Source organism: Kosakonia sp. MH5, assembly GCF_009935945.1.
Lineage (GTDB): Bacteria > Pseudomonadota > Gammaproteobacteria > Enterobacterales > Enterobacteriaceae > Kosakonia > Kosakonia radicincitans.
This window is the reverse complement of sequence record NZ_QODH01000001.1, coordinates 253623-277758: the sequence shown is the minus strand read 5'-3', so window position 1 is coordinate 277758 and position 24136 is coordinate 253623. Positions and strand designations below refer to the sequence as shown.

24 protein-coding genes are annotated in these 24136 nt (G+C 53.4%); 10 read left to right on the top strand and 14 right to left on the bottom strand.

Annotation, left to right across the window (positions count from 1 at the left end):
• Window positions 1–7 precede the first annotated feature (7 nt).
• Entirely contained in the window at window positions 8–646 is a 639-nt protein-coding gene (gene leuE / locus DK872_RS01380) for a leucine efflux protein LeuE (RefSeq protein WP_007374563.1), read from the top strand.
• 59 nt (window positions 647–705) lie between these two features.
• Here leuE and DK872_RS01375 read toward each other — a convergent pair whose 3' ends face one another.
• Window positions 706–1017 (bottom strand): PTS sugar transporter subunit IIB, encoded by a 312-nt coding sequence (locus DK872_RS01375; RefSeq protein ID WP_071920651.1) that lies wholly within the window; start codon window positions 1015–1017, stop codon window positions 706–708.
• A gap of 88 nt (window positions 1018–1105) precedes the next feature.
• Window positions 1106–2650, bottom strand: coding sequence for a PAS domain-containing methyl-accepting chemotaxis protein (locus DK872_RS01370; RefSeq protein WP_007374565.1), 1545 nt, complete (start codon window positions 2648–2650; stop codon window positions 1106–1108).
• A gap of 437 nt (window positions 2651–3087) precedes the next feature.
• Here DK872_RS01370 and DK872_RS01365 point away from each other — a divergent pair, with 437 nt between their 5' ends.
• Entirely contained in the window at window positions 3088–3342 is a 255-nt protein-coding gene (locus DK872_RS01365; RefSeq protein ID WP_007374566.1) for a hypothetical protein, read from the top strand.
• Window positions 3343–3667: 325 nt separating this feature from the next.
• Here the strand turns inward: DK872_RS01365 and DK872_RS01360 are convergent, their stop codons facing one another.
• Window positions 3668–5257 (bottom strand): methyl-accepting chemotaxis protein, encoded by a 1590-nt coding sequence (locus tag DK872_RS01360; protein WP_071920652.1) that lies wholly within the window; start codon window positions 5255–5257, stop codon window positions 3668–3670.
• A 213-nt stretch (window positions 5258–5470) separates the two neighbouring features.
• A complete protein-coding gene (locus DK872_RS01355) occupies window positions 5471–7300 on the bottom strand; it encodes a sensor domain-containing phosphodiesterase (protein WP_072440535.1) in 1830 nt (609 codons plus the stop codon).
• A 640-nt stretch (window positions 7301–7940) separates the two neighbouring features.
• On the opposite strand from DK872_RS01355, the gene DK872_RS01350 reads away from it, so the two are divergent.
• Window positions 7941–8186 (top strand): DUF333 domain-containing protein, encoded by a 246-nt coding sequence (locus tag DK872_RS01350; RefSeq protein ID WP_035943351.1) that lies wholly within the window; start codon window positions 7941–7943, stop codon window positions 8184–8186.
• A 76-nt stretch (window positions 8187–8262) separates the two neighbouring features.
• Window positions 8263–8568 carry a hypothetical protein gene (locus DK872_RS01345; protein WP_007374573.1) on the top strand — a complete coding sequence of 102 codons (306 nt, stop codon included), beginning with the start codon at window positions 8263–8265 and terminating at the stop codon, window positions 8566–8568.
• On the opposite strand, the gene DK872_RS01340 is transcribed toward DK872_RS01345, so the two are convergent.
• On the bottom strand, window positions 8565–8912 hold the full coding sequence (locus DK872_RS01340) for a DUF488 domain-containing protein (protein WP_007374574.1): 348 nt from the start codon (window positions 8910–8912) through the stop codon (window positions 8565–8567). The genes DK872_RS01345 and DK872_RS01340 overlap by 4 nt on opposite strands.
• A 244-nt stretch (window positions 8913–9156) precedes the next feature.
• On the opposite strand from DK872_RS01340, the gene DK872_RS01335 reads away from it, so the two are divergent.
• Window positions 9157–9864 (top strand): CTP synthase, encoded by a 708-nt coding sequence (locus DK872_RS01335; RefSeq protein ID WP_161517962.1) that lies wholly within the window; start codon window positions 9157–9159, stop codon window positions 9862–9864.
• A gap of 50 nt (window positions 9865–9914) precedes the next feature.
• On the opposite strand, the gene DK872_RS01330 is transcribed toward DK872_RS01335, so the two are convergent.
• Window positions 9915–11102, bottom strand: a complete 1188-nt coding sequence (locus DK872_RS01330) for a CynX/NimT family MFS transporter (RefSeq protein ID WP_035886156.1) — start codon at window positions 11100–11102, stop codon at window positions 9915–9917.
• Between the two features lie 99 nt (window positions 11103–11201).
• Here DK872_RS01330 and DK872_RS01325 point away from each other — a divergent pair, with 99 nt between their 5' ends.
• From DK872_RS01325 to DK872_RS01305, 5 genes are all read left to right on the top strand, one after another.
• On the top strand, window positions 11202–11987 hold the full coding sequence (locus tag DK872_RS01325) for a helix-turn-helix domain-containing protein (RefSeq protein ID WP_007374577.1): 786 nt from the start codon (window positions 11202–11204) through the stop codon (window positions 11985–11987).
• A 204-nt stretch (window positions 11988–12191) separates the two neighbouring features.
• On the top strand, window positions 12192–13013 hold the full coding sequence (locus tag DK872_RS01320; RefSeq protein WP_071920655.1) for an ABC transporter substrate-binding protein: 822 nt from the start codon (window positions 12192–12194) through the stop codon (window positions 13011–13013).
• 1 nt (window position 13014) lies between these two features.
• Window positions 13015–13836, top strand: coding sequence for an amino acid ABC transporter ATP-binding protein (locus DK872_RS01315; protein WP_043953808.1), 822 nt, complete (start codon window positions 13015–13017; stop codon window positions 13834–13836).
• Window positions 13836–14594, top strand: coding sequence for an amino acid ABC transporter permease (locus DK872_RS01310; RefSeq protein ID WP_161517960.1), 759 nt, complete (start codon window positions 13836–13838; stop codon window positions 14592–14594). The genes DK872_RS01315 and DK872_RS01310 overlap by 1 nt, the downstream gene beginning before the upstream one ends.
• Complete coding sequence (locus DK872_RS01305) at window positions 14584–15276, top strand: amino acid ABC transporter permease (RefSeq protein ID WP_149288898.1); 693 nt, start codon at window positions 14584–14586, stop codon at window positions 15274–15276. The genes DK872_RS01310 and DK872_RS01305 overlap by 11 nt, the downstream gene beginning before the upstream one ends.
• Here DK872_RS01305 and DK872_RS01300 read toward each other — a convergent pair.
• The 8 genes from DK872_RS01300 to DK872_RS01265 all read right to left on the bottom strand — a co-directional run bounded on the left by DK872_RS01300 (window position 15259) and on the right by DK872_RS01265 (window position 24123).
• Complete coding sequence (locus tag DK872_RS01300; RefSeq protein ID WP_007374583.1) at window positions 15259–15705, bottom strand: DUF441 domain-containing protein; 447 nt, start codon at window positions 15703–15705, stop codon at window positions 15259–15261. The two genes, DK872_RS01305 and DK872_RS01300, sit on opposite strands and share 18 nt — an antisense overlap.
• A gap of 320 nt (window positions 15706–16025) precedes the next feature.
• On the bottom strand, window positions 16026–16529 hold the full coding sequence (locus tag DK872_RS01295; RefSeq protein ID WP_007374584.1) for a YbaK/prolyl-tRNA synthetase associated domain-containing protein: 504 nt from the start codon (window positions 16527–16529) through the stop codon (window positions 16026–16028).
• Between the two features lie 128 nt (window positions 16530–16657).
• Window positions 16658–17332: a class I SAM-dependent methyltransferase gene (locus DK872_RS01290; protein ID WP_007374585.1), complete on the bottom strand. Its 675-nt coding sequence runs from the start codon at window positions 17330–17332 to the stop codon at window positions 16658–16660.
• Window positions 17333–17558: 226 nt separating this feature from the next.
• On the bottom strand, window positions 17559–18842 hold the full coding sequence (locus tag DK872_RS01285; RefSeq protein ID WP_007374586.1) for a YeaH/YhbH family protein: 1284 nt from the start codon (window positions 18840–18842) through the stop codon (window positions 17559–17561).
• Between the two features lie 65 nt (window positions 18843–18907).
• Complete coding sequence (gene yeaG, locus DK872_RS01280; protein WP_007374587.1) at window positions 18908–20842, bottom strand: protein kinase YeaG; 1935 nt, start codon at window positions 20840–20842, stop codon at window positions 18908–18910.
• 493 nt (window positions 20843–21335) lie between these two features.
• Entirely contained in the window at window positions 21336–21557 is a 222-nt protein-coding gene (locus DK872_RS01275; protein WP_035886147.1) for an acyl carrier protein, read from the bottom strand.
• A 17-nt stretch (window positions 21558–21574) separates the two neighbouring features.
• Window positions 21575–23008, bottom strand: a complete 1434-nt coding sequence (locus DK872_RS01270; RefSeq protein ID WP_007374590.1) for an AMP-binding protein — start codon at window positions 23006–23008, stop codon at window positions 21575–21577.
• Window positions 23005–24123 (bottom strand): MBOAT family O-acyltransferase, encoded by a 1119-nt coding sequence (locus DK872_RS01265; RefSeq protein ID WP_161518144.1) that lies wholly within the window; start codon window positions 24121–24123, stop codon window positions 23005–23007. Before DK872_RS01265 ends, DK872_RS01270 begins: the two co-directional genes overlap by 4 nt.
• Window positions 24124–24136 lie beyond the last annotated feature (13 nt).

Sequence of the window (24136 nt, the reverse complement as noted above, 5' to 3'; positions counted from 1 at the left end):
AGTGAGTGTGTTTGCGGAATTTGGCGTTATCAGTTACTGGACCTATTTTATCGGCGCAATTTTTATCATTCTGGTGCCCGGTCCGAACACCTTTTTTGTGCTGAAAACCAGTATCGCCGGTGGATTACGCAACGGGTATACCGCTGCGGCAGGCGTTTTTATTGGTGATGCTGTGCTGATGTTTCTCGCGTACGCTGGTGTCGCCACGCTGATTAAAACGACACCGGTATTGTTCAATATCGTGCGTTATCTCGGCGCGATTTATTTGCTCTGGCTTGGCGGGAAAATGCTCTACAGTACCTTTGTGCAGCGAACGCAGCCGCAAAGCGATGATGATGCGCATAAAGGCGATATTTTAAAACGCTCGCTGGTGTTGAGCCTGACCAACCCGAAAGCGATTCTGTTTTATGTTTCGTTCTTTGTGCAGTTTATCGATATCCATTATGCCCGTCCCGGCGTGTCCTTTTTTATTCTCGCCAGCACGCTGGAGATCATCAGCTTCTGCTATTTCAGCTTCCTGATCGTGACAGGCTCGTATGTGACACAGTGGGTGAAGACAAAAAAACGCTTAACCCGTCTGGGAAATTCGCTGATTGGTTTAATCTTTGTCGGCTTCGCCGCCCGTCTGGCAACGTTGCAATCCTGAAGAGATAACCTGAAGAGATAAAAAGAAAAGCCACGCCAGCAGCCGTGGCTTTTTAGCGTTTATTCTGCCGGCACAGGCATTTTCGCCATGACAAACTCCAGCACTTTTTCACCATCCATTGACGCGAAAGGATAGCTTTCGATAATCGCGACAGGCGCATTACCCACGGCGGCCTTAATTTCGTCCAGTTTGTACTGGATGTGCGGCGCGACCAGAAAACAGTCAAAGGCGGGAGCCACGCTGGCAAAATTCTCCAGACCGATGGCACTAATCAGCATTGGATAGCCATGTTCGTTGGCTGCCTTTTGCATCCGTTTCGCCAGCGCGTTGGCGGTATTGCCGAAAAGACAACATATTAGTAACTTTTTCATGGTTCTGTCCTCCTGGAAGATACGCCTACACTATGCCTGCCAGTGGCGAGAAAATGAGCGCAGCCTCCAGGTTTATTACGAAATATCGTTACTGGAACACCGAAATCGCTTCTGCTAAACGAATGGCCTGCTGATTCATACGCCCGGAGGCTTCCGCGCCTTCCTGCACGCGCTCGGCATTCTGATGGGTGATCCTGTCCAGATCTTCCACGGCCACACTGACTTCGCCCAGCGCAGTCGCCTGTTCGGCGGTGGCGGCGCTGATTTGCGCAATGAGCGCGGTGACGTTCTGTACCTGGCTGACAATCTCTTTCATCGTCTTTCCTGCGTTATCGGCCAGTGCACTACCGGAATCAACGTTCGCCACACTGGTTTCGATCAGTGCTTTGATTTCGCTGGCCGCGCTGGCGCTGCGGCTTGCCAGGCTTCTCACTTCGCCAGCCACCACCGCAAAGCCTTTACCTTGTTCCCCTGCTCGTGCAGCCTCTACCGCGGCGTTCAGTGCCAGAATATTGGTTTGAAAGGCAATACTGTCGATGATGCTGGTGATGCTGGCAATTTGCCGCGAGCTGTCCGCAATCGCCGACATCATCTCGATCATCTGATTCATGACCTGTCCGCCTTGCTGCGCCGCGCTCTGCGTACCTTGCGAAAGGGCGGTGACTTCCGCCGCCGTTTCGCGGTTACTCCTTACCGTTGCCGTCATTTCGTTCATGGTGGCGGCCGTTTGCTGCACATTTGACGCCGCCTGTTCAGTCTGGCGGCTTAAGGAGTCATTTCCTGCCCGCAGCGCATCTGACGCTTTCAGCACGGTCACTGCCTGGCCGCTGACGTCGTTAACCAGCCAGCGAAACATCAGGCCAAGCTGGTTGATGGCGCGTAGCGTGACGCCCACTTCATCTACGCGGTTGAGCTGTTCCACCTGATGAATTTCACCACTGGCAACCTGCAACGCCTGGCGCCGCAGATGTTCAACCGGGCGAACGATTTGCTGCTCAAGCCAGATATCGATAGCCAGCAGCAGTAGCGCCATAAAACCCGAGAAGCTTGCCATTTGCCCTGGCGTTAATGCATGCAGCCAGGCGGCAGCAAGGCTGAATAACAGCGCGATAATTAGCGCTGAGCGTAATCGCCAGCGCAGGGGCAGGGTGACGAACAGCGAGCGCCACGCCATTAAACCGGTGCGAATAATCAACCCTTTATGAAAACGTCGGCCTTTGCTCTGGCCGTTGCGAAACTCTCGGTACAGTGTCTCCGCCGCCGCGACTTCTTCCGCTGCGGGCCGTGTACGTACTGACATATAACCTTTGATTCTGCCCTCACGTACCACCGGAATAGCGTTAGCGCGTACCCAGTAGTGATCGCCATTACGACGGCGGTTTTTTACCAGTGCCGTCCACGGTTCCCCCTGCTTCAGCGTGCCCCACATGTCCGCGAAAGCCTCTTTTGGCATATCGGGATGGCGAACCAGGTTATGCGGCTCACCTTTTAGTTCCTCAAGCGAAAAACCACTGACCTGAACAAACGCGTCGTTAGCATAATTAATATGGCTCTGTGGATCGGTCGTTGACATTAAAGTGGCATCATTGTCGAAAACGTATTCTTGCTGTGTGACGGGTTCATTGTTACGCATAGTGAGCCTTCTCAGGAAAAGGGATACGAGCCTGAAACATGTTGCATTTCTTATATCTATTTACGGCATGGAGTACTGCGTGCTTTATATTTTTCTGTTGCTTACGTACTGGCGAAATAGTGCATAAAATAATTTCATTTAAGCCATCATCTTTTTTCCCGGAGATAAAAGGAAATTTTACTTAAGGAGCTAAAAAGCGCACAACAGTAAGTTAAGTGTATATTTATATTCAAGCATAACCACACATAGTGTAGCTGTTTTTATTATTGTTGAAGCTGCAGGGATAATGTTTCCGCTGAGACTATAAATACGTGAATAAGAGTTGTGGTCGGGATCATAAACCTGTTGCTACGGTGCGCCAAATACGCGCCAGATCGTTTCCTGGCGGGCTGGATTCAGCTACGCTGAAACTCTCTTACTGCGAAAGGATTGTTCTTATGAAAGGTACTGTCGTTCACCACGAGCACCGCATTGGCTTTCTTGTGATTCGCGACGATAAAGGCGAGTTCGCCATCGCAGAGCTGCTGGGAAATTATGATGTTGAGATGGGAGATATCGTTTCTGGAAACCTGCACACTAACGGCAATGAGACGCTGTTTAACCAGACTCAGAATGAAGCGATGGAGGTCTCTGTGAAAGGCTATGGATTATCTGAACAGGATGCCATTAGCATGCTTTTGCGTACGCACTGAATTAATTCGCTGTTTCTTATGCGATATATCTTAGTTGCGGAGAATTAATTGCAGAGAAAAAAGTTCCTGTTTTCATTGGCTGCTTGAAGCAGGGGGGAGAGCAATAAAATGCGGCAGTTTCGACACCAAAACTGCCAGCGAATGTTTTTTTGAGATTGTTAAAGCGTATATCCGTCACGTGCGCACTTTATAACCTGTAACCCGATTGTGAGCCAACGCAAATTTTTCTGTGGAAAGATTAATGAATTTGATGATTACTGGTGCTGCGCTATCGTTTGATAGCCACATGCTGCTGCGGAATGTGACGCCGTAGCAGCCAGATTCATTAAACCATCTTATTGTTTGTCCGGAGTTTGAAGATTTGCACCATCTCCAGCAGGTTTTCCGCCTGCTGCTGCATGGCATGCGCCGCCGCCGATGATTCCTGCGACAGCGTTGCATTTTGCTGCGTCGCCGCATCCATACGAGTAATGGCGACATGCACCTGATCGATTCCCACGCTCTGTTCGTTACTCGCCAGCGAAATGGTCTCTACCAGTTTGCTGACGTGCGCCACGCTCTGCATGATGTCGTCCATGGCGCTGCCTGCGCTTTTCACCAGTTGGTTACCTTCGTCAATACGCGTGACAGAACGTTGGATCAAGGCGCTAATTTCTTTCGCGGCCGTCGCGGAACGCTGGGCCAGTGCGCGAACTTCTGAGGCGACGACAGCGAAACCCCGGCCTTCTGTTCCGGCGCGGGCGGCTTCAACCGCCGCATTCAGCGCCAGAATATTGGTCTGGAAAGCAATGCTGTCGATCACGCCGATAATGCTGCTGATCTCGGTCGAAAGCTGATTAATTTCGCTCATGGTCTGCACCACACGCTCAACCACTTCACCTCCCTGGTTTGCAACCTGGGTCGCTTCGCGAGTGATATCGCTGGCGATGCGTGAATTTTCGGCGTTGTTTTTGACAACCGCGGTCAGCTCCTCCATCGAGGCTGCGGTTTGTTCCAGCGCGCTGGCCTGCGCTTCATTGCGCGAAGAGAGTTCGCGACTGCCGCTGGCAATCTGCTGCGATGCGCCCGCGATAGTTTCGGTACCGGAACGCACGCCGGTAACAATACGCGTCAGGTTGCCGTTCATTTCCAGTAACGCATGCATCAGTTCCGCCGTTTCATCCCGTCCGGCGGGGACAATCGTTGATTGCAGATCGCCGGAGGCAACGTTGCGGGCCACCGATACTGCTTGCGCCAGCGGCTGCGTGATACTGCGGATCAGCCACCAGGTGATCAGTAGCCCGACAACTAAAGTCAATGCCATTACCAGCAGTAACATCAGGCGCGTTTGGGAAAAGTGTTGATAATTACTGGCCTCAGTTTGTTCGCGGATAAGCGCCGCCTGTTTCAACGTCGAGGCCACCACTTCGTCGATCATCCGCGTAGGCTCGCGATCGATGCCGGTGACCAGATGATCGACCCGTTGGGCGCTGGTGGCATCCTGTATAGCGTACTGCTGCAAGGCGGAGAGATAATGCTGCTCCAGTTCCGCATGCAGGTTGATGGTATTGGTGACTTCTGTTGCGGGAAGGCCGATTTGCGGTAGCAATTCGCGCAGGGTTTTTAACAGCGCCTGCGTTTTCTGGCTCTGTTCTACAAACGCGTTTTTATATTTGTCGAAAGATTGCTGGCCCTGTGTACCGCGCAGCAGCGTATTTTTCCACTCCTGCACCTGAATTTTAAACTGCACCTGTGCATTGCGGGCGGTGTCAATACTCTGGGCAACGACCTTTTCCGTGGTCATGATCCGTTGATTTTGTACTAATCCGCCAGCGTTAATCGCCAGGCCGCGAATACCAATAAACAGCGTTGCCAGCAGCAGAATGGTCGCAAGAAAACCGAGGCGCTGCCCGATGGTGAGGTGGTTGAGTTTCATGAATTTCTGCTTCCCGTTGTCAGTGGAGCGCGAACCGGCGCACGCCAGCAATATCGACCGGGTTTTACGGGGCTTTAATCGGCTGTCTGCAGGGAAATTGAGCGTATTTGGCTTAAGTTATTGAGGCGGAATATAATATCTTTTTTATGACATTTTCATGACAGTACGCGGCCTGCTGCTTAATACAACAGGCCTGATAAATAACGTGCGTGGTTATATACCGTACTGATGGTGATTCTCGCCAGCGTTGATTTTCGCCAGCAAACGAAAGGGTTTACTGTCAGCCAGCCAGTCCGGGATCTCTTCGGGCGTCAGCGGGCGAGAAAAGAGATATCCCTGCGCGACATCGCAGCCATACTCTTCCAGCATGCGTGCGGTTTCGAGATCCTCAATCCCCTCGGCCAGCACCACGTACTGCAGTTCCTTGAGCATCATAATCACGTTACGGGCAATAATCCGACTGCCGGTATCGGTGGTTACCTGGCTGACCAGCGAGCGGTCGAGCTTGATAACGTCTATCGGAATTCGGCGTAAGTAACTGATATTGCTGTAACCGGCGCCAAAGTCATCAAGCAGAATGGTAAAGCCCAGTAGTTTAAGCCTGTCCAGTTCCGCCAGCGCCAGGTCGCTTTCCAGCACTTTTTCTGTCTCCAGACATTCGATACGCAGATCGGAGGTGTAAAGCCCGGCAGCGAGCACGTTGCGTTCCAGCTCGTCGGCAAATCCCGGACGCGAGAAATCGCTCACCGTAACGTTGATCGACACCGGCAGCAAAACGCCCTGCTGTTTCCAGCTTTTTAGCTGCGCGATCACCGATTTAATCACCCACTGTGTAAGATCGCTCATCAGGGTGGTTTTTTCTGCCAGCTCCACTATGACGGCCGGGGAGATATTCCCCAGCTGCGGGTGTTTCCAGCGCAGTAACGCTTCGACGCCTTCGGTTTTACCTGAGCGCAGCGAAATCTTCGGCTGATAGACCATATACAACTGGTCCGGAGATTTAATGGCTTCACTGAGATCGTGCAGCAATTTGAAGTCTTTATTGCGTTTGTGGTCGAGGATCGGGTTGAACTGCAACGCCGGAATATCCTGGCGAATGGACTCATGCAGGGCGCTAATTCCCTGGCGCACCACTTCCTGCACATTGTCTTCCTGCGGGGAAAATTTAACGTAGCCGGTATGCAGGGTCAGGTTGATGTCGATATCGCCAGCCACTTTCGCCTGCGTACAGGGTAAACGTTCCGCCCGTTTTGCCAGCGTCAGCGCATAATCGATATCCACCAGCACGGCATAACGCGCGGTGGTAAAGGCATACAGCGTGACCTCTTCTTTCAGTCTCAGGCGTAAACGCAGCAGCGAGCCGAAGCTGCGTAGCAGTTTCTCCACCGCTTCCAGGCCGAGATAGCGAGAGAGCTCGTAAGCACGCGGCATATCGATGCAATCAAAAATCACCAGCCCGTAAGGGGAACTCACTTTTTCATTGGTCAGCCGCTCCATCTCTTTCATCAGAAACTGGCGGTTAGGCAGACCGGTCAGCGCATCTACCAACCCGACGGTATAAAAGGATTCAAGATACGCGGCAGCGAGGGCGGCAACGCGCAAAAAGCTGGCAACCTGGCTGGACGTGGGCACGTAGGTTTCGGAATGACTCGCACACAGCGTACCCATGATCACGCCATCTTTATTTATCATTGGCGCTGAAGCATAAAAAACAATATCGCCGCTTTTTACCAGCGGCTGATGATTAAATCGACCATCAAGGCGGGTATCTGAACTAATTACCGTTTGGCCGCTGTGCAAAGAATATTGGCACATGGTCTGTTCAATACGTATTTTTACGTGCTCAATCGGTATGTTTTTAACATATTTGATATATTGAAAAACATCATCGAATGTAGAGATAAAGCAGCCTTCAACACCCATAACTTCGCACGCCAGAAGAGCAAACTCGGCCAGTGCTGCATCGCGGGATTTATCCTCCTTGCTCAGCAGCTCCAGAGTGGCTAACCGTTTGCTTTCGCTTTTTTTCAGACCAGTGAACATAGCGAGCTCCTGCCCAAATAAATGAGACCGTAGGAATCTGTTCAGAGGACGCCATCATTCGTTTGGTTGAGTTCTGCGCTGAAATAACAATATGTCTGGAATTACCACCAGCCCAATTGCGTTCCGGCCACGGCGACAATTGCCACAATCAGCATAATGATGGTTGTCTTTCTCACGAAAACTCCTTCACCGGCGATATTCGCCAGAAATGAATTGTATAAGAGATAGAAGAAAATCAGATTTTTCTCAAGCTATCCATGGGGGTCAATAAGCTTAATCGAGACGGGGAAAGGGTTTTTTCTTTTTATTTTTTTCACCAGATACATTCCCTCATTCACAGGCACAGCCGCGCATGTTAATGCTGCAGATCCTGGCTGCGCGACATTACATCATGAAAGCCGGACATTTGATATATCGGGGGGCGGTAGCCACTAAAGCTGGCAGGGGAAAATAAAAAAAGCCCCGTTGATGAAGCGGGGCAAAAACTCATTGATTACGGAATGATGTTCTCTTGGTCATGGGTGAGAACGAGACTCACTATAATGACCAAAAGTGCAGTAAGAATGGAGAAATCATGGAGATACCTCCGGCTTGAGGCTATGCTGAAGAGCGATTTCGCCTGAGATGAAGGAAAAAAATGATGCGTTATGTTTTATGGATGCTGCCGTTTTTAGTGACCGCTTGCTCCACAACGAAACCCGATGCGCCGCTGCCGCCGCAGATCGGGAAAGCCAATCCGGCGGCGATGTACTGCCAGCAAAAGGGCGGTCAGCGGGTGCCGGTTCAGAGTCCGCAGGGTGTGCGTACCGAGTGTAAACTGCCGAACGGTGAGGTGATCGATGAATGGACGCTGTGGCGTCGCGATCATCCGCAATCCGGATCGTGACAGCAGCGGGCGGCCCAGGGTAAACTTCGCTTTCAGATTAATCTCATTTTTACTGTTGCGAGAGTACCAGAGAAGTATGTTTCAGCTACGAGCGGGCAGCCAGGCCTTAGTGATTGGCGCCCAGACCGCCAATGGTCGCTGCAATATTGGTAAAGCCGTTGAACTGTTCGGCCTGTGCCAGCCGGGAGAACGTTTTTTAAATCCGGTGAACGGTGTAATCACTGAGATGCCGCGCAACGCCGGCCGGGCGCTGTGGCTGGTCACCGGAAATGTCACCGCTTTCGATGGTCAGCAGGGCTTTGCTTTTATCCGGGCTGAGCATCTGATGCCGTTGCAACCCGACAGCGAACCGCAGGATCTGCGCGAGCGGGTGATCGACTAACTCAACGAGCGCAGCCATTCGGCCAGCACGATGGCATGATTCTGCGCCCTGTTTTTCGCCGCGTATAACAGCGTAACAGTCTCCTTTTTACCCCGTGCCGCAAGCTGTTCACCTGCCGTTTTTTGCGCATCCAGCTCTTTGCGGTAGGCTTCGCTGAAGCTGGCAAAATCGAGCACCTCCCCGTGAAAGGCTTTGCGCAGCTCCGTTGAGGGTGCCAGCGTTTTGTTCCATTCATCAAAACGCAGCTCGGCTTTTTTTATGCCGCGCGGCCAGAGCCGGTCGACCAGCACCCGGTAACCATCGTCGTCGCTGGCGGCGTCATAAACACGTTTACATTGGATCATGGCTCTCCCTCTCTTCAACCCAGGCAATCAGCGCCGGTAATTGTCGTGCGGAAAGGCAGGCGCTCACGAGGATGCGGGTTTGCTGCACGGGTGACTCCTGATAATTTGTTCTTGCGCAACAGATTATTTCATTTTTCCGCGTGATACATGATCTCAATTTTAAGGTGTTGTGATTCCAGTAAAAGACAGCTAATGTGATGTTCCTTATGTTATTCGTTATTTGCCCCGGCATAAGGACACATTCATGCATCATATCCCTCCGAAGAAAACACTGCGTATCGCACTGGTCGGCGATTACAGCCATGACATTGTTGCTCATCAGGCGATTCCGCTGGCGATTGATGATGCCGCTGCCGTACTGGAAATTACCGCTGATTACGACTGGTTACCGACCAGCGAAATTAACAGCGCCGAAGATCTGGTCGGCTACGATGCCATCTGGGTGGTGCCGGGAAGCCCTTATAAAAATGCCCGTGGCGCGTTTATTGCCATTCAGTATGCGCGAGAAAATGCCGTGCCGTTCCTCGGTACCTGCGGCGGTTTCCAGCATGCGGTGATCGAATATGCCCGTAATGTGCTGGGCTGGAGCGACGCTGCACATGCTGAAACGGAAAACGAAGGGCGCATGGTGATCTCCGCGCTGACCTGCGCGCTGGTGGATCAAACCGGTACCATCGAACTGCGACCGAATACGCTGATTGCTCGCGCGTATGGTCGTGAAATGGTGGAAGAGGCATACCGTTGCAGCTTTGGCATTTCGGCAGAGTTTGCCCGCGAACTGGAGAGCGGCGATCTGCGCGTGACCGGTTGGGATGAAGAGGGTGAAATCCGCGCGGTGGAACTGGTGACGCATCCGTTTTTTGTCGCCACGCTGTTTCAGCATGAACGCGCCGCGCTGGCTGGACGACCTTCACCGCTGGTACAGGCGATGCTGCGCGCTGCCTGCGAATAAGCCATGCAACTCTTACGCGCCATCCGGTATCCGGCCGGATGGCGCGCGGTTTAGCGGGAAATAATTTCCCGTTCGCGGCCGGCAAACGCGCCGCACACCGCCATCACCACCGCCAGCACGGTACATGCCAGTAACGGAAGGTGCCAGTCGCCGCTGGCGTCGTGAATTTTTCCCATCAACGGCGGGCCACAGGCTGCCAGCAGGTAACCGACCGACTGCGCCATCCCGGAGAGGGCGGCCGCCTGATGTGCGGAACTGGCGCGCAGGCCGATAAAAGTGAGGCCGAGGATCATCGTCGCGCCGGAGCCAAAACCAAAAATAACCGTCCACAGCACGGCATGTGCTGGCAGCAACCATAATCCCAGCGAACCCACCGCGCACAGAAGCGCCACCAGCGCCGCGATGCCGCGCTGATCTTTCAGCCGGTGCAGGAAAACCGGCACCAGTAAGCCTGGCGCGGCAGTCGCCAGTTGCAAAATACCGTGCAGGGAACCGGCCTGCGCTTCACTAAAACCCTGAGTCAGCAGAATCGACGGCAGCCAGCCAATAATAATGTAATAAATCAGCGAGTTGATACCGAGGAATAGCGTGACCTGCCAGGCCAGCGCCGAGTGCCAGATCCCCCGGCTGTGCAGCGCTCCGGAAGCGCTGATCTGCGCCGGTGCACCGCGACGCAGATGAGGCAACCACAGCAGCAGCGCGAGCAGCGGAAACACCATCAGCATCAGCAATGCGCCGTGCCAGCCCGCGCCGCTCTGCGCCAGCGGAACCACCAGTGCGGAGCCAAGCGCCGCAGACGCGCCCATCGTCAGGGAGTAGGCGCCAGTCAGTTTCGCTACATGCCCGGCGAAGTCACGCTTCAGCATACCCGGCAACAGCACGTTGCCGAGTGCGATACCGCAACCAATCACCGCTGTGCCAGCAAACAGCAGCGTGGAGGACGGCAGGGAACGGATGGCGATGCCAAGACAAATCAGCACCATAGCGGCAAACAGACTGCGCTCCATGCCGAAACGGCGGGCGACACCGGCAGCCAGCGGAGAGATCAGCGCAAATGCCAGCAGCGGCAGCGTGGTAAGCATGCCGGTTTGTGCGGTACTTAAACCATATTCTGCACGAATGGCATCGAGCAACGGCGCCGCGCCGGTAAACGTGACGCGTAACGTGGTCGCAATCATCAGGATACCGGCAATCAGCAGTACCCCTTGTTGCCCACGGGAAGAAAGGCGAGTGGTCATTGTATTCTCTTGATAAACAACAGAGCGTTACGATAGCGGTTTTTTCTTTGGTTTTAATCAAGCTAAAATGACAGTTTATCGCTAAATTCGGACAACTTAATGCACGGACTCGGACTGGGCGGCTACGATCCCGACAGCCAGCAGGAAGCGGCGGTGGCTTTTCGTATCACCGTTGCGGCAGAAGAGCAGCGCATTCCTGCGCATTGTCACCGTAAGGGGCAACTGATTCTGGCGCTGAAAGGGGCCATCACCTGCGAAGTTGAACATGCACGCTGGATGGTGCCGCCGCACCATGCCATGTGGCTGCCCGGTAGGGTGTCGCACAGTAATCACGCGACTCCCAACGCGCAGCTCTGCTTTTTATTTATCGAACCCTGGTCGGTGGTGATGCCGGAACATTGCTGCACGTTGAAGATCTCGCCGCTGGTGCGCGAGCTGATTATGACGCTTGCCGCACGAACGCCGACGCAGCGACGCCAGCCTGCTACGCAGCGGCTGGTGCAGGTGCTGTTTGATGAGTTGCCGGATCAACCGCAGATGCAGTTGCAGCTTCCTGTTTCCGCGCATCTGAAGATCCGCCAGATGGTCGATCATATGGAGGCCAGCCCGGCTGAGCGGCAAACGCTGGCGCAGTGGGCACAGATTTTCGCCATGAGCGAGCGTAACCTGGCGCGGCTGGTGGTTCGGGAAACGGGCCTCAGTTTTCGTCGCTGGCGGCATCAGATGCAGTTGATCCTCGCCCTGCAACTGCTGATTAGCGGCCAGTCCGTACAGCAAGCCGCCCAGACGCTGGGGTACGACTCGACCACGGCATTCATTACCATGTTCAAAAAGGGGTTGGGTCAGACGCCGGGGCGTTATCTGGCCACACTCGGCGCAGAGTAATATTTTCTGCTCTCTATTCCCTTGTGTTTATAAGGTCTTAAAAGGTTTGTTCTGTGGAGTGATGGTGGATAAGGGATTTATATGGTGAATCTGTTTTTAATAATATTTTCAGATAATCAATGCACTTTTTGATATTTGTCTGATGAATGGGGTTATGTGACTTTAGCGCTGAAATCACCACAATAACAGGGCATAAGGATAAGCATGGCAACTACATTACACACAAAAATCACCGCGCTCAGCGCGCTGACACTCCTTTCCGCACTCTCATTTGCTGCGCATGCCGACAAACTGGCGGATATCAAAGCCGCTGGTGTCGTCAAAGTGGCGACCTTCGACGCCAACCCGCCGTTTGGCGCAATTGATCCGAAATCGCACGATATCGTCGGTTATGACGTCGATTTTGCTAAAGCGCTGGCGAAAAGCCTTGGGGTGAAACTGGAGCTGGTCGCGACCAACCCGGCGAACCGCATTCCGCTGTTACAATCCGGCAAGGTGGATCTGATTGTTGCAGATATCACCATCACCCCGGAACGCGCGCAGGTGATTGACTTCTCCACGCCGTATTTTGTTACCGGCCAGCAGTTCCTCGTCCCGGCAACGGCTGCCGATAAACTGGATGCCTACAGCAAAGCGCGTATCGGCGCAGTGAAAGGCACTACCGGAGAGCAGGCGCTGCACCAGCGCTTCCCGCAATCCCGCGTGCTGGCCTATGACGATATCCCACTGGCGCTGACCGCGCTGCGTAATGGCAACGTACAGGCGATTACACAAGACAGCACCATTCTGGCCGGGTTACTGGCGGAAGCGCCGGATAAAGCGAAATTTAAAATCCTGCCGGATCTGCTGTCGAAAGAGGAGATTGGCGTTGGGGTGGGTAAAGGTGAAACCGCGCTGCTGAAAGCGGTGAATGATGAACTGGTGAACCTTGAGAAGAGCGGCGACGCGGCAAAAATCTACGATACCTGGTTTGGCCCGCAAACCAAAACTCCGGCTCCACGCAGCTTTAAAATAGAAGCGAAGTAATATGCTGTCAGGTCTGTTTTCCGCCTCTGTGGCTCCCGCCACGGAGGCGTTTCCCGTGCAAAAAGGAACGGTGACATTTCGCGGCGTCACAAAACGCTATGGCGATAATGTTGTGCTGAATGGCATTGATTTACAGGTCGCCGCTGGTGAAGTGCTGGCCGTGTGCGGCCCCTCTGGCTCCGGCAAATCGACCCTGATCCGCCTGATCAACCAGCTTGAAACCCTGAGCAGCGGCGAGATTGAGGTTGATGGCCAACCGACCAGCACGCTCTCCGGGCGCGCGCTGCGCGAACTGCGTCGCCATGTCGGTTTCGTCTTTCAGCAATTCAATCTCTATGCGCACCTCAACGCGCTGGACAATATCACGCTGGCGCTGCGGCACATTCACGGTAAAAGTGCCGGTGACGCGCAGGCTATCGCGCTGGCGCTACTGGCGCGGGTGGGGTTGCAGGATAAAGCGCATCACTTTCCCTCGCAGCTCTCCGGCGGGCAGCAGCAGCGGGTGGCGATCGCCCGCACGCTGGCTGCCGATCCGCATATCATTCTGTTCGACGAGCCCACCTCGGCGCTGGATCCAGAGATGATTGGCGAGGTGTTGCAGGTGATGAAATCGCTGGCGCACAGTGGCATCACGCTGATTGTTGTTACCCACGAGATGCAGTTTGCCCGTGAAATTGCCGATCGGGTGATCTTTATCGACGGCGGCGAGATCCTGGAACAGGCGGCACCGGCACAGTTCTTCTCCGCGCCGCAACACCCCCGAGCGCAGCGTTTCCTGCAAAAAGTGCTCAACCCGCTGCACGCGGATAACAAGGAGTTGTGATGGCGCTGCATCTCGACTGGGCGGGCGTGCTGACCGGGCAGCCCGCGCAATGGATCGTCTCCGGTTTTCTCACCACCATTTGGGTCACTATCGCCGGTATGTTGCTGGCGACGGCGCAGACGGTACTGCTGCTGGCGTTGCGGTTGACCGGTGGCAAAGTGGGACGTGGAGCGGTGGCGGTGTGGGTTTCGCTGTTTCGCAACACGCCTTTGCTGGTGCAGTTACTGTTCTGGTATTTCGCCGCCTGGAACCTGCTGCCGCTGAGTTTTCGCCAGTACGTCAATGACGACCATGCATTCAGCATTCTGCCGGGTAATGTCTGGTGGTTTACCCCGGAATTTCTCTCCTCCGCCTGGGCCTTAGGGCTGTTTACCGCCGCATTTCTGGTGGAAGAGATTCAGGCCGGGCTACACGCGGTACCGCGCGGGCAAATTGAAGCGGCCGAGTCGCAAGGGTTCAGCCCGCTGGCGCTGTTTCGCTGGGTGCTGTTGCCGCAGGGGTTGCACAATGCCTGGCAACCGGTGGTGGGGCAATATCTCAACCTGATGAAACTCTCCTCGCTGGCCACCGGGATTGGCCTTGGCGAACTGACCTACCAGACCCGACAGATCGAAAGTTACAACGCGCATGCGCTGGAAGCGTTTGCCATTGGCAGCGCGCTCTATCTGCTGCTGGGGCTGGTGATGAGCGTGCTGTTCAATGGGGCGCAAAGCTGGCGGATTTTACGCCGCGCGGCGGGAGGTCAGCGTGATCGCTAACGTTACGGTTATCACCGATAACCTCGATTATCTGTTGTGGGGGCGAGCAGCCCAGGGCGAACCGGGCGGGGTATTGCTCTCATTGCTGATGACCTTTGGCGCGGCGGCGCTGGCCTTTCCCAGCGGCGTGCTGCTGGCCTGTTGCGCCTGGCGCTTTCGCGGCTGGCCGCGCAGGGCACTGTTTCTGTGGGCAGAGATTATCCGCGGCATTCCGCTGATCTTCGTGATTTTCTGGCTGTGGTTTTTACTGCCGTGGCTGACAGGAACGGATCTGCCCGGCGCGGTGACCGTAACGCTGGCGCTGGCGTGGTTTACCTCGGCATCGGTAATGTATTCGACGCTGGCGGCGCTGGGCGCGTTGCCAGACGGCCAGTACGAAGCGGCGCTGAGCAGTGGTTTTAGCAGCGCGCAAACCCTGCGGCTGGTACTGCTGCCACAAGCGTTACGCAATGCGCTGCCCTCATACGTGGGGTTGCTGGTCGCGCTGCTGAAGGACACCTCGCTGGCATTTATCGTCAACGTGCCGGAGCTGACCACCGTAGCCGGGCAGGTGAATAACCGGGTGCAGGTCTATCCTGCGGCGTTGTTTATCTTTACCGGTCTGGTCTACTACCTGCTGTGCAGCGCGCTGGAGTTTGCCGTCAAACGCCACCAGCGTCGTTATTCACTGCCGACCAATTAGCAGCGACACCAGCCCGGCAGCAATCAGTGGCCCGACCGGAACGCCCCGGAACAGGGCCACACCCAGCACGGTGCCGACCAGCAGCCCTGCCACCAGCGACGGCTGCGTACTCATTAATGTCACGCCGCGCCCGCCGAGCCACGAGACAAAAATACCCACCGCAATGGCCACCAGCGACTTCCAGTTGACGAAGGAGTGCAACAGGGTGGACGGCGGCAGCGAGCCGCTGGCAATCGGCGCCATCACGCCAATCGTCAGAATAATAATCCCCACCGTCAGTCCCTGTTTTTCTATCCACGGAAAGAAGGTGTTCAGCGGCGTGATGCGGACAATAATCAGCACCAGAATGGAAACGGCGACAGTGGTGTTGTGGCTGACAAATCCCAGCGCGGCGAGCGCGAGCAAAATAAACAGCGTGCTATCAAACATGCAGAGGTTCCTTGCCAAAAAAAGAAGCCTGTTCACTCTACGCATAAATGGATGATGAGGCAGGCTTTTTCTTTCGTACGGCTAATTTCGGGCAGTTGCCAGAACTTGTGGCGATTTTTTACGCAAGTTCTGGCAATCTGTCATGAATCAGTCATGTTCGGCGCTTATCAATAGCGCATCGCCTGGTGAAATTTCAGGCAATTGCGAGTCGCCATCATGCCATCAGATATCTATATTCTTACCACACTGTTTACGACGCTGGCCGTTGGGCTGGTGATCTGCGTGTTAATACTGGAACGCTCGGAGTGGTAACCGGCCCATTACGCGGACAGACGGCGGAAATCGACAATTTCCGGCTGCGCAATGCGCAGGTAATCTTGTGTATCCATAATCACTGATTTTTCCAGCAGACCGGCGTTGAAGGCGATATCGTCAAAGCGCTGAAACAGCACCGGGTCGGCCACCAGATGCAGATCCGGATGAAAGCTAAACGGCGGAATCGCGCCGAAGACGCAGGCGGTGAGCTGTTCCACCTCCAGCGGACTGGCCAGCGAGGCTTTCAGACCACCAAAATGGTGCGCCAGACGGCTGAGATCGGCTTGCAGGTCGGCGGCCAGGATCGCCAGCACATGCTTTTTCACACCGTTACCTTTAATTTTGCACACCAGCGCTTTAGCGCCCTGACCCAGGGCGGTGCCGCGAATTTCACTGACCGCTTCGCATTTACCGACGGCGTCGTGCTCGACTACCTGAAAACGTGCTTGCTGCTGTTCCAGCAGGGTCAACAGATGTTGATGGACGTCGCGGCTGGCAATCTCAGACATGATCTCTCCCAATAACAAACAGTAAGAGTGAAAGCATAATCCACCCGCCGGACGATGAGAATAAAAAAGCCGCCCTGAAGGGCGGCGAAAAAATACAAGCACTACAAACAACGCTTTGTGTGTACTGTTTATTTTTTTTGCAAAAGGTAGCTGTTTTCAAAGCCCGGAACGCTACCAATAACGTCGAATCCGTTAAAGAAGCCGCCTGCGCGCAGCAGGTCAACTGCGGGTCCGACTTCCGGAGAGTAGATGAAGTCGCGATAATCATCGAACACAATAAATCCACCGCTGACCACGGTTGGCGCATACAGCAGGAAATCGGTAAGAACGTGCTCTTTCAGGTGGCCGCCGTCAATATGCAGCAGAATGGTTTTCGGCGCCAGCGCCATTACCCGTTCAATACTGTGCTGCGAATAGCCGCGTATCAGCGTGACTTCCGGGAAAATATGCTCGTGGTAGAAACCCAGTTCCAGAGGCTGGTTCGTCAATTCCATCGGGTCGATGCTGATAATGCGGCGGTTACCCTGGCAGAGGGCGTTCATAAAGGCGCTGGATTTGCCTTTCCAGACGCCGATTTCAATAATATCGCCAGCGGCGTTGGCATTATTCACTAACCAGCAGAGATAACCGAGCAGCTTAACGTGGTCGTGAAAAGAGAGTTCCCGGCGCGGCATCGCTTTTTCAGCGGGCAGGATGGCCTGTGCTTGCACGAAGGCTTCTCCCAGATCGTCCCAGACGGTATCAATAATCCCTTTTATTTCAGGGTTCTGTACAAATACTTTTAAGTCCTCAAGGTCGATCATGCGCACGGTTCCTGTCAATTTGTCTTTCGCGACGAAAGAGAACGCCACGATTTGTCGTGCGTAAAATGTGCCACATTTCTTTGCTCACAAGGGGTGAAATAGCCGCGCTTTTGTAGGGCAATTCGTGGATTAGCTCCGCGCAAGCGGAATCAGAAGGGTTTGCGGGAAAGAACGCGCCTGAGGAGAATCAGCCAGCCGGGCGGGCCTGACTGGCTGATATGTGTGGTTAATTCCCTGATGTTGCCGTTTGCTTGTGAAACAGTTCACGAAATACCGGGTAGATATCTTCCTGATCGCGGATATGCTGGATGGCGAAGTTATCGAACATCGTTTGCAGATGTTCGTACTCGCGCCACAGCGTCTGGTGCGCCCGGCGGGTGATCTCAATGTAGCTGTAGTAACGCACCACTGGCAGGATTTTCTTCGCCAGGATTTCGTGACACAGCGGTGAGTCGTCCGCCCAGTTATCGCCGTCCGACGCCTGCGCAGCATAGATGTTCCACTGTGCCGGGTCGTAACGCTCTTTGACCACTTCATCCATCAGTTTCAGGGCGCTGGAAACGATAGTGCCGCCCGTTTCCTGCGAGTAGAAGAACTCATGCTCATCCACTTCTTTTGCCTGCGTATGATGGCGGATATAGACCACTTCGACGTTTTTATAGGTCCGGCTCAGGAACAGATAGAGCAGGATGTAAAAACGTTTGGCCATATCTTTGGTGGCCTGATCCATCGAGCCGGAGACGTCCATCAGGCAAAACATCACCGCCTGACTGGAAGGTTCCGGGCGTTTTTCGTAGTTTTTGTACCGTAAATCAAAGGTGTCGATAAACGGCACACGCTCGATTTTTGCGCGCAGCTCCGCAATCTCTTTACGTAAACGCTCCTCTTCAAGTAACTGTGCCGGTTCGCTTTTCTCCACCGTTTCGAGACTATTTTCCAGTTCGCGCAATTCACGGCGTTTACCGGCAGTCATCGCGGTTCGACGGGCGAGCGAATTTTGCAGCGATCGCACGACGCTGATATTCGCCGGTACACCGTTGGAGGTGTAGCCAGCGCGGTGCGTTTTAAATTCATTAAGCTGCCGTTGCTGGTTTTGTTTCAGGTTCGGCAGCGCCAGGTCCTCAAACAGCAGATCGAGATACTCATCTTTGGAGATCTGGAAGACGAATTCATCCTGGCCTTCGCCGTCAGGGCTGGCTTCACCCTGGCCGCTACCGGAACCGCCACCGCCGCCTTGTGGGCGTTCGATACGGTCGTTTTGCACAAAATGATCGTTTCCCGGATGCACGCGATGACGTAAGCCGCCGCGCCCCTGATGAAACATCGGTTCGCTGATATCTTCCGTTGGGATGGAGACAGACTCGCCGTTCTCCACGTCGGTCACCGAGCGTTTGTTAATGGCTTCGGAAATCGACTGTTTTATTTGTGCTTTATAACGGCGTAAAAATCGCTGGCGGTTAACCGTGCTTTTGTTTTTGCCGTTCAGACGTCGGTCAATGAACCAGGTCATTAGTGCCTCCCGCTGCGAATGCCAACTTTGCAACAGGCCGCGCGCAGGGCGCGGCCCGATCGTTGTTATGATGATTTACGAACACGCAGATACCATTCGCAGAGCAGGCGAACCTGCTTGCGGGTGTAGCCTTTTTCCATCATACGATCGACAAAGTCGTCATGCTTTTTCTGCTCGTCGGTTGAGGTTTTGGCATTAAACGAAATGACCGGCAAAAGCTCTTCGGTATTCGAGAACATTTTCTTCTCGATGACCGTGCGCAGTTTTTCGTAACTGGTCCAGTTCGGGTTGCGGCCGTTGTTGTTGGCGCGGGCGCGCAACACAAAATTGACGATTTCGTTACGGAAATCTTTCGGGTTGCTGATCCCTGCCGGTTTCTCGATTTTTTCCAGTTCCGCGTTCAGGGATTCACGGTCAAACAACTGGCCGGTATCCGGGTCGCGATACTCCTGATCCTGGATCCAGAAATCCGCATAAGTGACATAACGGTCGAAAATGTTCTGCCCATATTCGGAGTAGGATTCCAGGTACGCCGTCTGGATCTCTTTGCCGATAAACTCGGCGTATTTCGGGATCAGATAGCCTTTCAGGAACTCCAGGTAACGCTCGGCCAGCTCTTGCGGGAACTGCTCGCGCTCAATTTGCTGCTCCAGTACGTAGAACAGATGCACCGGGTTGGCCGCCACTTCCACATGATCGAAGTTAAACACGCGGGAGAGGATCTTAAAGGCGAAACGCGTCGACAGACCGTTCATCCCTTCATCGACCCCGGCGTAGTCGCGATACTCCTGGTATGATTTGGCTTTCGGATCGGTATCTTTCAGGCTTTCACCATCGTAGACCCGCATTTTCGAGTAGATGCTCGAGTTTTCCGGCTCTTTCAGACGCGACAGGATCGAGAAACGCGCCAGTGTTTCCAGCGTGCCCGGCGCGCATGGCGCATGGGACAGCTCACTGTGATTGAGCAGTTTTTCGTAAATTTTCATCTCTTCCGAGATGCGCAGGCAATAAGGCACCTTGACGATGTAAACACGGTCAAGAAATGCTTCGTTGTTTTTGTTGTTACGGAACTGCACCCATTCTGATTCGTTCGAGTGGGCGAGGATAATGCCGTTAAACGGCAGGGCGGATATGCCTTCCGTACCGTTATAGTTCCCCTCCTGCGTGGCGGTCAGCAGTGGGTGCAGCACCTTGATCGGTGCTTTGAACATTTCGACGAATTCCATGACCCCCTGGTTTGCCCGGCACAGCGCGCCGGAATAACCGTAAGCATCCGGATCGTTTTGCGCGTGGTTTTCCAGCTTGCGGATATCCACTTTACCCACCAGCGCGGAGATGTCCTGGTTGTTTTCATCACCCGGTTCAGTTTTGGCGATGGCGATCTGTTCCAGAATCGACGGCCATACTTTGACCACACGGAATTTGCTGATGTCGCCGCCGAATTCGTGCAGACGTTTGGCGGCCCACGGCGACATGATGGTGCCGAGATAGCGACGCGGAACGTTGTACTCTTTCTCAAGGATCTGCGCATCTTCCTGCGGGTTAAACAGGCACAAAGGATGGTCGTTTACCGGGCTGCGTTCGCCATTGGCGCTCAGCACGTAAATCGGCACCCGTTGCATTAAGGATTTCAGCCGTTCAGCCAGCGACGATTTCCCGCCGCCCACCGGACCGAGTAAATAGAGAATCTGCTTCTTCTCTTCCAGACCCTGAGCGGCATGTTTGAGGTACGAGACAATCTGTTCTATTGCCTCTTCCATGCCATAGAATTCTTCAAATGCCGGGTAGCGTCCAATGACCCGGTTCGAAAAGAGACGGGAAAGCCGTGGCTCCTGGGCGGTGTCTACCATCACAGGTTCACCTATAGCCATCAGCAGCCTTTCAGCGGCGTTAGCATAGGCACTACGATCTTGCTTACAGATAGCAAGAAACTCCTGCAAAGTGAACTCTTCGTCCTTGGCAGCTTCATAACGCTGGCGATAGTGATCGAATATATTCATGGCATGCCGTCCTTTCTTAATCTGTGGGAACATTACAGCTATCAGTTTTTCCACTTTTAGCGTCGCAAACCAACGGGATAAAAAATCTGCTCCGTCCTATCTGTTATGAGCGTGTATCCGTCTTTGATCAAGTTATCGCTGGAGACGATTCTGATGGCAGGAGGGTGTTTTTTACTCATTATTTAGATTAAATATCTCTCTAATTTGATTTATACAGATTTTTTATGATTGATAGCGGGTTTTTGCGTTGGAAAATGCCAACATTTCGCACCGGGCGAATGTTGGTAAATTTTTACAGGATGTGCGGAATCGCAAGTATAGAAAAAGTGACGCCGTCATGGTCACTTCGTCTCAGTACAAAGATGAGCGACAATATTAACTACGTGAGCAGTGTGAAACGATGATGACAGAGGGGCGTTTTTTCGTTGTTAAGACGAAAAAAAGCTCCTGGCGATAATGCCTGGAGCTTTTGAATATCATAAAGCCCGTGTGATTAGCCGCGGTGCTCTTCAACGTAACGTGCTAAATCGGCGGGCGTTTTCAGCACGCTGGCGACTTCCGTCGGCGGGATCATGCAGCCGTAAACGTCCTGCACTTCCAGAACCATATCTACCGCGAGAATGGAGTCGAGAATATCGGACTCGATCAGCTCATCATGAAAGCCCACCTTGCGGGACAGAATCTTTTCAAACAGCGCGAGAATTTCTTGTTCCATTGTCTTTTCCTGTGTAATCAGTTGCTGCGGGCGTGGCTGTCCAGCAGTTTACGGTCGATTTTACCGTTAGGGTTCAACGGCAAAGCGTCCTGGATAATGATTTGCGACGGCACCATGTATGATGGCACCACCTGTGAAAGTGAATGTTTGATAGCGTCAGGTGCCAGTTTTGTTACGCAGAACGCCGCGATACGCAGCACGCCGCCGCCCGTTTTCATCAACGGCAATACGACCGCCTCACGAATGCCGGACATCGCCAGCAGGCGGTTTTCAATCTCGTTGATTTCAATGCGGTAGCCGTTGAGTTTGATCTGGCTGTCATTACGTCCCTGGCAGTAAAGAAGCCCATCTTCATAGCCGAGATCGCCCGTTTTATAGCCGCGCCATGCTTCGCCTTCCCGGCGCAGCAATTTTTCTGCGTTCTCCTGCGGCAGGCCGAGATAGCCACGCATCACGTTTTTGCCCCAGATTATCAGCTCACCCTCTGCAGTAATCTCCATTCTGGATTCCGGCATCATGGTGCCGATCGGCAGCAGGTCGTTCTCGCGGTTCACTATCTCATCGGTGATTTCAACCACGGTGGTGGCGATAGTCGCTTCGGTCGGACCATAGGAGTTGAGGATTTTGGCGTGCGGAAAACGGCGGCGCAGCTGTTTAACCAGCGCTTTGTTGAGCACCTCGCCAATAAATATAAACACGCCAAGCGTCGGTAAAAAGTCGCTATTGAACTGCGGCGAGAGCAATTTCTGGTAGGCGAAAGAGGGGGTGGAAACCCAGACTGAGACAGCATTATTTTTCAGCCGGGTGAGCCAGTCTTCCGCCGCGATATCCTCTTTGGCATTCAGCACAATGTGGCCGCCTGTTGCCAGATTCGCCAGTAATGGAATCAACGAGAGATCGAAACTGAACAGTGCGTGGTTCATCAGCACCGGCACTTGCGGCAACGCGAAATCCTGGCTCACCCACTGCATAAAATGCCACACGCTTTCCCGCCCGATCTGCACGCCCTTCGGTTTACCAGTACTACCAGAAGTAAACATGATATAGGCGAGATCCGGTTCTGCCAGCGGCTGGCCGACTTCACCGGTTGGCACAAACTGCCGGGTCGCTACGTCGTAGTAGTACGGCGCGCTGGCGAGGTGGCAAATCTCCTTCAGCCTTTCCTGGGGGTAAATGCAGTCCACCGGAATATAGGGAATGTTATGGAGCAGGCAGCTATAGATTGCCACCGCGAATTCCGCCTGCTGGTGGCCATATAACACCACTGGCGTTCCTGCCGGTGGCTGGCAACGCTGATAGCGCTGTAACCACTCTGTTACCGCCACAGAGAGTTGTTGCCAGGTTAATGTTTCATCGCTGCCGCTGATCGCTAACTGATGCGGACGAGCAGGATCGAGTAATGCTGCACGCAGGAAATCCTGGAGCGCCTGGAGATCAGAGTGAAGATTCATAGGGGAGACATTCCGCTAAAAATGTAAAGGGATACCGCAGCGCTTGCGAGCGTTAACAGGCGTCCCAAAAAGAGCATCACGGGGTATTGCAACCAACGGTTCAGTGCCGGGCTGCGCTTCGCTGACCATTGCAACATGTTGTGTGCAACTGAAATGGCGCCAAACAGCGCGCCGCTAATGACATAGTGCCGTTCGAGCCCGTTCCATGCCCCCATACAAAACAGCGTGCAGAAAATACCGATATTCTGCGCCAGCGTTTTGTTCTGACGGAAAAAGTCGAGCTTCATTAAATTCATATAAATCGGCATAAAGACCACATCGCGTAACCATTCAGACAGACTGATATGGAAACGGCGCCAGAAATCCTGTGGATTTTTCGCCAGAATGGGCATATTGAAATTTGCCGGAATATTAAGACCAAACAGACGCGCGGCACCGATTGCCATATTGCTGTAACCGGCAAAATCAAAATAGAGATAGGCGCTATAGGCCAGCGACATAACAATGCCAACACTTAAGGTAAACGGACGATGGCTCCACGACTGAATGACCAGGTTATCGATCAGCATGGCAAATAAGAATTTCTGGATAATGCCGGTAAAAATGCGTTCTGCGGCAACGAGAAATTGCTCACGTGTCAACGTAAATAGCGGTTTATTAATATCTGTGATCCATGTTCGCCAGCGATACATCGGACCGGCCAGAATAATAAACGGCATAAACAGGTAACAGAAATAATGTAAAACATTGTTGCCATCTTTTTTGTTGCGGTAGAGCAGGACATCAATGGCGCGGAAAGTCATAAAAGATAAGCCAATCATTCCCCAGTGATTATTTAAATGTAATTTCACCGCGAACAAAGGTAGCAGGGTTAAACTTACCGCTTGCCAGGTTTTTAACCAGCCTTTCTCTTTTAAGGTCACGAGAACATAAAAACTGAGGAATACCGCAACAGGGACAATGTAATCACCCTGAAATATATATCCCCAGCCGAATGCCGCCAGCACGGAAAAAGCGGATAAATAAGTTAACCGGTAACGCAACACCCGGTTAACCAGCGCAAACAGCAACGCCGAAGAAAAGAGTAAGAAGAAAAAGGTTCCGGAGCTGTACATCATTCATTCCTCA